The organism is Achromobacter sp. 1011791174 (assembly GCF_059760925.1).
This window is the reverse complement of record NZ_JCBANH010000167.1, coordinates 1-6,436: the sequence shown is the minus strand read 5'-3', so window position 1 is coordinate 6,436 and position 6,436 is coordinate 1. Positions and strand designations below refer to the sequence as shown.

Below are 6,436 nucleotides of genomic sequence, written 5' to 3'. Positions count from 1 at the left end.
GTCCCGCCGGCGTCACCGGAGAAGACAATGACCGACATCACGCTGGAACATTACGCCGCCTACGAGTCCCTGAAGCTGCGCCGGCATCCCGGGGGCGTGCTGGAGCTGATCATGGGCGCCAAGGACGGCCTGCCCGGCAAGCTGTCCACCGCTGACGACCGCATGCACCGCGAGCTGGCCGACATCTGGCGCGATATCGATACCGATCCGGATACGCGCGTGGTGGTGATTCGCGGCGAGGGCAAGGGCTTTTCCGGCGGCGGCGACCTGGGGCTGGTGCAGCAGATGGCCGACGATTTCGACGTGCGCGCCCGCGTCTGGCGCGAGGCCCGCGACCTGGTCTACAACATCATCAACTGCAACAAGCCCATCGTTTCCGCCATGCACGGCGCGGCGGTGGGCGCCGGCCTGGTGGCCGGGCTGCTTGCCGACATCTCCATCGCCGCGCGCAACGCACGCATCATCGACGGCCATACCCGCTTGGGCGTGGCGGCCGGCGACCACGCGGCCATTGTCTGGCCGCTGCTGTGCGGCATGGCCAAGGCCAAGTACTACCTGATGCTGTGCGAGACCGTGTCCGGCGAGGAAGCCGAGCGCATCGGCCTGGTGTCGCTGTGCGTGGACGAGGCCGAGCTGATCGCCAAGGCTTTCGAAGTGGCCAACAAGCTGGCCGCCGGCTCGCAGACCGCGATCCGCTGGACCAAGTATTCGCTGAACAACTGGCTGCGCATGGCCGGCCCCAGCTTCGATACCTCGCTGGCACTGGAGTTCATGGGCTTTGCCGGCCCGGACGTGCGCGAAGGAATCCAGTCGCTGCGCGAGCGCCGCGCGCCGAACTTCCGGCCTGACTCGCCGTTTTGAGCCCGGCGTTGGCGCCGTCCACCTACTTCTTGAAGAACCGTGCGAACGCCGCCTGGGCCTCCTCGGTGGCGAGCCGCGCGCGGAACTGCTCGGCTTCATAGTCCAGCGTGGCCTGGATGGCCTCGTGGTCCGGGCGCCTGAGCATGGCCTTGGTCAGCCGCAGCGCGGCCGGCGGCTGGGCCGCCAGATCGGCCGCCGTGGCCCGGGCCGCCACCAGCGCCTGGCCGGCGGGCGTGACCGTGGTGGCCAGCCCGGCTTCCAGCGCCTGGCGGGCGCCGAAGGCCTTGCCCTGCAGCAGCCATTCGGCGGCGCGGCGGGCGCCGGCCAGCCTGGGCAGCAGCAGGCTGGACGCGCCTTCCGGGCACAGGCCCAGCGCCACGAAGGGCAGGCGCAGCGTGGCGCCTTCGCCGATGTGCACGAAATCGCAGTGCTGCAACAGCGTGACGCCGATGCCGACGGCATAGCCCTCGACGGCCGCGATGACCGGGACATCGGTCGTCGTCAGCGCGCGCAGGAAGCTCATCGCGGCGCTGTCGCCCGCGCCGCGCTCGGCCTGGAAATCGCGCAGGTCGTTGCCGGCGGTGAAGTGCTCGCCGGCGCCGGTCAGGATGACCGCCGACACGGACGCGTCGGCCGACGCCCGCGCCAGCTGTTCTGTCAGCGCCGCGTAGGTGGCGTTGTCGAGCGCGTTGCGGCGCTCGGGCCTGTTGATGGTCAGGGTGAGGACCGCGCCGTCGCGGTCGATGTTCAGGCCTGCGCTCATGGCGGCGTTCTCCGGGTCGGGGGCGTTGCGTGGCGCCGTGCTTACGCGAAGTCCGCGCCGGCCAGGCGGGCGCGGGCCTGGGCATACTCCGCCCGCAATCTGGCGACGATCTCGCGGGTGGGCAGCACGCTGTCGATGCCGCCCACGCCCTGGCCCGCGCCCCAGATGTCCTTCCAGGGCTTGGCGCGGCCGCTGCCGAAGTTGGACGCGCCGCTGTCGGGCGCCGGCAGGTTGGCCGGATCCAGGCCGGCGGCGACGACGCTGGCTTTCAGATAGTTGCCGGGGATGCCGGTGAAGAACGGCGTGTACAGCACGTCCGAGGCGCTGGCATCGACGATGGCGGATTTGTAGCCCTCACTGGCGTTGGCTTCCTCGCTGGCGATGAAGCGCGTGCCCATGTAGGCGAAGTCCGCGCCCATGGCCTGCGCCGCCAGCACGTGTTCGCCGGTGGTGATGGCGCCTGACAGGATCAGCGGGCCGTCATAGAAGCGGCGCACCTCGGACAGCAGCGCGAAGGGGCTGAGCGTGCCGGCGTGGCCGCCCGCGCCCGCGCAGACCAGGATCAGGCCGTCCACGCCGGCTTCCAGCGCCTTTTCGGCGTGACGCAGCGTGGTGACGTCATGGAAGACCTTGCCGCCCCAGTCGTGGATGCCCTTCACCAGGTCGCCCGGCGCGCGCAGGCTGGTGATGATCAGTGGCACACGGTGGCTGGCGCAGACGGCCAGGTCCTGTTCCAGGCGGTCGTTGGACTGGTGGATGATCTGATTGACCGCGTAGGGCGCGACCTTGGCGCCCGGATGGGCCTCGCGGTACGAGGCCAGCCCGGCCTGGATTTCGTCCAGCCAGTCGTTCAGAAGGCTTTGGGGGCGGGCGTTCAGCGCCGGAAAGGAGCCGACCACGCCGCTGGTGCATTGCGCCAGCACCAGCTTGGGATTGGACACGATGAACATCGGGGCGCTGATGACCGGCAGGGACATCTGGCCATACAAATCAGTCACGAGAGGATGGGGCATGGTGTCTACGCGTGCGTTCATGGGTCAGGATGGGGAGCGCGCGGGGCGTGGAACAAACCGCTTGAGCCCTGCCGCAGGCTGTGCCTATAATTACCTACCGACCGTCCGGTAATTAATTAATCCTTATTTAACGGCATGCGCCGAGCCGCTGTCAATCGAGGTTCGCTCGCGTCCTGATGGGCGGGCGCCGCCCCGATTTCAGCGCGGATCGCAAGCGCGATCCCGGTCGTAGTTCCAGCCGCAACTTCTGTCCAATCGCAGTCCCAACAGGCCCTGTCATGGCGCATACCGCTCCCCCCGCCCAGAAGCGCGCCCGCGCGGGCCGGCCGCCCACGCTGGCGGCGCCACGCGAACGCATCCTGGAAGAAGCCGCCAAGCTGTTCGCGCATAGCGGCTACGACGGCAGCTCGGTGGCCGACCTCGCGGCGGCGCTGGGCGTGTCCAAGGCCGCCATCTATCACTACTTCACCACCAAGCAGGACATCTACGACGCCATCATCCTGGCGGTGCTGGAAGGCCTGACGCGGCATGTCGGCCAGGCGTTGGACCAGGCGGCGAGCCCGGCCGAGCGGCTGCGCGCCTTCATGCTGGGCCATGCACGCTATTTCGAACGGCACCACGCCGAATTCGTCACCATGCTGATCGGCTATTCCGGCATGGCGCTGCCCGAGCGCGAGGACGCCGCGCGCCTGCGCGACGGCTACGAGAAGCGCCTGCGCGCAGTGATCGCGCAAGGCGTGGCCGAGGGCGTGTTCCGGCCGCTGGACGTGGCGGCCACCGGCCGCGCGGTGCTGTCCATGCTGAACTGGATGGTGCGCTGGTACAAACCCGGCATGGGCGATGACGCCGAAACCATCGCCGCCGGCTATTACGAATTACTGGTCGGCGGCATGCGCGCCTGAGCGCCGTCGCCCACCCGGACCCCTGGAAGAGACCCTGATCATGGCCCTGGACACCGAAACCCTGACCCTGTTGCTGGACGCCGTGCGCCGTTTCGTGCACGAACGCCTGATCCCCGCCGAGGACGAACTGGCCGCCAGCGGCCAGGTGCCGCCGGACATCGTGCGTGAAATGCGGGAGCTGGGCCTGTTCGGCCTGTCGATCGCGCCCGAGCATGGCGGCCTGGGCCTGAACATGGAAGAAGAGGTGCGGGTCGTGTTCGAGCTGGGCCAGACCTCGCCCGCCTTCCGCTCGCTGGCCGGCACCAACATCGGCATCGGCTCGCAGGCCATCGTGCTGGCCGGCACCGACGAGCAGCGCGCGCGCTACCTGCCCAGGCTGGCCAGCGGCGAGCTGATCGGCTCCTTCGCGCTGACCGAGCCGGACGCCGGCTCCGACGCCATGGCGCTGCGCGTCTCGGCCGAGCGCGACGGCGACCACTACGTGCTCAACGGCACCAAGCGCTACATCACCAACGCGCCCATCGCCGGCCTGTTCTCGGTCATGGCGCGCACCGCGCCCGAGCGCCGCGCCGCCTCGATCTCCTGCTTCCTGGTCGAGGCGGGCACGCCCGGCCTGTCCATCGGCCGGCCCGACAAGAAAATGGGTCAGTCCGGCGCGCTGACCAGCGACGTGGTGTTCGACAACTGCCGCGTGCCCGCCAGCGCGCTGCTGGGCGGCGAGGAAGGCAACGGTTTCCGCACCTCCATGCGGGTGCTGGACAAGGGCCGGCTGCACATCTCCGCGCTGTGCGTGGGCATTGCCGACCGTCTGTTGCGTGACGCGGTGAAGTACGCCATCGACCGCAAGCAGTTCGGCCAGCCCATCGCGGAATTCCAGCTGATCCAGGCCATGATCGCCGACAGCCAGGCCGAGCTGTACGCGGCGCGCTGCATGGTGCTGGACGCGGCGCGCATGCGCGACCGCGGCGAGAACACCACCATGCAGGCGGCCTGCTGCAAGCTCTATGCCACCGAGATGGTGGGCCGCGTGGCCGACCGCGCGGTGCAGATCCACGGCGGCGCCGGCTATATGTCCGAGTACGCGGTCGAGCGCTTTTACCGCGACGTGCGCCTGTTCCGCATCTTCGAGGGCACCTCGCAGATCCAGCAGCTGGTGATCGCGCGCGAGACCATCAAGGCCCATTCCTGAACTTGCGGCGATCCTGGCGCGGGGCGGTGGGCGTATGCGCCGGCGGTCCGGCCAGCGTCCGTCGCGTCGACAGGTCCCGGCCGCCGCGTCCCGTCGATGCCGGCTAAAGGCTAATATCCAGCAGTGTGCTGTGCCGTAGGTACGTTCGCATGACGAAATTCATCCATAGACGTCAGGGCTAGGCGCAAACCGCAGCGATACCCGAAGGTATCGCGAGGATTTGCAACGACGCCATGGCGGCTAGGGGTGGATTTCGTGCGGGCGTATCTGCGGGACAGCACACTAGCCCGACGACGAATCGCAAGGCGGCGCGGCGCGAGCGCCGGCCAGCCGCCGGCATGACGGAATCCCCGCCCGGCCCGCAGTGCAGCGCGGACCGGACGTTTTCATTTTTGAATGAGCGTAGAGATCAGATGTCGCAACGTCCCGCCCCTCTCACCGGCATCCGCGTGCTGGACCTGACCCGCGTGCTGGCCGGCCCCTGGTGCACCCAGAACCTGGCCGACCTCGGCGCCGAAGTCATCAAGATCGAACGCCCGGGATCGGGCGACGATACCCGCGCCTGGGGGCCTCCGTACCTGAAGGACGCGGCCGGCAATGACACCAGCGAGGCGGCCTACTACCTGTCGGCCAACCGCAACAAGCTGTCGGTGGCGCTGGACATCGCCTCGCCGCGCGGCGCCGAGCTGGTGCGCGAGCTGGCGCTGCAAAGCGACATCCTGGTCGAGAACTTCAAGGTCGGCGGCCTGGCCAAGTACGGGCTGGACTACGACAGCCTGAAGGAACTGAATCCGCGCCTGATCTACTGCTCCATCACCGGCTTCGGCCAGACCGGCCCCTATGCCAGCCGCCCCGGCTATGACTTCATGATCCAGGGCATGGGCGGCTTGATGAGCATCACCGGCGAACGCGACGACCTGCCCGGCGGCGGTCCGCAGAAGGCGGGCGTGGCGGTGGCCGACCTGATGACCGGCATGTATTCCACCGTCGGCATCCTGGCGGCGCTGCACGAGCGCAGCAGGAGCGGCCTGGGCCAGCACGTGGACATGGCGCTGCTGGACTGCCAGGTGGCCATGCTGGCCAACCAGAACCTGAACTACATGACCTCCGGCAAGGCGCCGCGCCGCGCCGGCAACGCGCACCAGAACCTGGTGCCCTATCAGGTCTTCGCCGCCAGCGATGGCCACCTGATCGTGGCCGTGGGCAACGACAGCCAGTTCCGCAATTACTGTGGCGTCATCGGCCTGCCCGAGCTGTCCGCCGATCCGCGCTTCTCGACCAATCCGCAGCGCGTGAAGAACCGCGAGGAACTGGTGCCGCTGCTGGCCGAGCGCATGGCCACGGGCGCGCGCGACCACTGGCTGGCCGCGCTGGAAGGCGTGGGCGTGCCGGCCGGTCCGATCAACACGCTGGACCAGGTCTACGAAGATCCGCAGGTGCTGGCGCGCGGCATGAAGCGCGAGCTGCCGCATCCGGCCGCCGGCAAGGTGCCCATGGCCGCCAGCCCGCTGAAGCTGTCCGGCAGCCCTGTCGAGTACCACCGCGCCCCGCCCATGCTGGGCGAGCACACGGCGCAGGTGCTGTCCGAGAAGCTGGGCCTGTCGGCCGATGAAATCCAGGCGCTGGCGCAGGGCCAGGCCTGACATTCCCGCGCGGCCGCGTCGCGGGCATCGTGCCTGCCCGGCGCGGCGCGCGGGAATGTCAGGCC

6 protein-coding genes are annotated in these 6,436 nt (G+C 69.2%); 4 read left to right on the top strand and 2 right to left on the bottom strand.

Annotated elements, in window-relative coordinates; genetic code table 11:
- Positions 1-27 precede the first annotated feature (27 nt).
- Positions 28-861, top strand: a complete 834-nt coding sequence (locus tag AC6LJ5_RS29720) for an enoyl-CoA hydratase/isomerase family protein (protein ID WP_212318031.1) — start codon at positions 28-30, stop codon at positions 859-861.
- Positions 862-883: 22 nt separating this feature from the next.
- Here AC6LJ5_RS29720 and AC6LJ5_RS29715 read toward each other — a convergent pair whose 3' ends face one another.
- Together AC6LJ5_RS29715 and AC6LJ5_RS29710 are read right to left on the bottom strand one after the other, a co-directional pair.
- On the bottom strand, positions 884-1,624 hold the full coding sequence (locus AC6LJ5_RS29715; protein WP_103272182.1) for an enoyl-CoA hydratase-related protein: 741 nt from the start codon (positions 1,622-1,624) through the stop codon (positions 884-886).
- A 41-nt stretch (positions 1,625-1,665) separates the two neighbouring features.
- Positions 1,666-2,658, bottom strand: a complete 993-nt coding sequence (locus tag AC6LJ5_RS29710; protein ID WP_103272183.1) for an NAD(P)H-dependent flavin oxidoreductase — start codon at positions 2,656-2,658, stop codon at positions 1,666-1,668.
- Positions 2,659-2,915: 257 nt separating this feature from the next.
- Between AC6LJ5_RS29710 and AC6LJ5_RS29705 the strand changes: the two genes are divergently transcribed.
- From AC6LJ5_RS29705 to AC6LJ5_RS29695, 3 genes are all read left to right on the top strand, one after another.
- On the top strand, positions 2,916-3,539 hold the full coding sequence (locus AC6LJ5_RS29705; RefSeq protein WP_103272184.1) for a TetR/AcrR family transcriptional regulator: 624 nt from the start codon (positions 2,916-2,918) through the stop codon (positions 3,537-3,539).
- Between the two features lie 40 nt (positions 3,540-3,579).
- Complete coding sequence (locus AC6LJ5_RS29700; RefSeq protein WP_103272185.1) at positions 3,580-4,728, top strand: acyl-CoA dehydrogenase family protein; 1,149 nt, start codon at positions 3,580-3,582, stop codon at positions 4,726-4,728.
- A gap of 413 nt (positions 4,729-5,141) precedes the next feature.
- Positions 5,142-6,371 (top strand): CaiB/BaiF CoA transferase family protein, encoded by a 1,230-nt coding sequence (locus AC6LJ5_RS29695; RefSeq protein ID WP_392410168.1) that lies wholly within the window; start codon positions 5,142-5,144, stop codon positions 6,369-6,371.
- The last annotated feature ends 65 nt before the right edge of the window (positions 6,372-6,436 follow it).

Coding starts and splice junctions, on each gene's coding strand:
- AC6LJ5_RS29705 (WP_103272184.1), top strand. CDS start 2,916: ATGGCGCATACCGCTCCCCCCGCCCAGAAGCGCGCCCGCGCGGGCCGG.
- AC6LJ5_RS29695 (WP_392410168.1), top strand. CDS start 5,142: ATGTCGCAACGTCCCGCCCCTCTCACCGGCATCCGCGTGCTGGACCTG.
- AC6LJ5_RS29710 (WP_103272183.1), bottom strand. CDS start 2,658: ATGAACGCACGCGTAGACACCATGCCCCATCCTCTCGTGACTGATTTG.
- AC6LJ5_RS29715 (WP_103272182.1), bottom strand. CDS start 1,624: ATGAGCGCAGGCCTGAACATCGACCGCGACGGCGCGGTCCTCACCCTG.
- AC6LJ5_RS29700 (WP_103272185.1), top strand. CDS start 3,580: ATGGCCCTGGACACCGAAACCCTGACCCTGTTGCTGGACGCCGTGCGC.
- AC6LJ5_RS29720 (WP_212318031.1), top strand. CDS start 28: ATGACCGACATCACGCTGGAACATTACGCCGCCTACGAGTCCCTGAAG.